Below are 618 nucleotides of genomic sequence, written 5' to 3'. Positions count from 1 at the left end.
TGGCTGTTGCGATAAAGAACAAAACAATGGCGTTCTGCCCTTTTGCGACTCGTTGAGTGTAATTGCAGTAAACCGCCCAAATAATCGCACCAAAGAAGGCCATAGAATAGGTGATCTGGTTGGTCGATACATTCGCTGCAATTTGAGGGATAGATAAGCCTTCATCACCACTAATGCTCCACGCCACACCGAAGAATGCTAATACGATGCTTGGGTAAACCAAAAGGCTGGTTTTCTTTTTACTCAACAGCACCGCAAACAGAACCGTCAGCGCTGGCCATAAGTAATTAATCACGGCCATTTCGATTGCTTGATGTCGACTGTTCGCCATACCTAACGCGAGCGCAAGAAAGATCTCGTAGCAGACAAACAGTGAACCCCCGATCAATAGATACGATTTAGAGAACCGCGACAGTTTGGGAAAGCCCATCACCAATACCAGCAATATAGAGCTCACAGTATACAAACTCGCAGCACCGCCGATTGGCCCCAGTTGCTCTGCCACACTGCGAGAGAGTGCAATCAAACAGCTCCATAAAAGAATAGCTAGTAAGCCATAACAGCTATAACGATGAGTCTTTAACACTTGTCTACCTTTCCACAACGCCGATAACAGCC

1 protein-coding gene is annotated in these 618 nt (G+C 46.4%); it reads right to left on the bottom strand.

Annotated elements, in window-relative coordinates; genetic code table 11:
- On the bottom strand, positions 1–586 hold a 586-nt coding region (gene yddG / locus KIV40_RS33430; RefSeq protein ID WP_285353705.1), incomplete at its 3' end, for an aromatic amino acid DMT transporter YddG.
- Positions 587–618: the final 32 nt, after the last annotated feature.

The sequence above is a fragment of the Vibrio sp. D173a genome (assembly GCF_030248475.1).
Note: the sequence above shows the minus strand (reverse complement) of the source record. Positions and strands in the feature narration are given on the sequence as shown.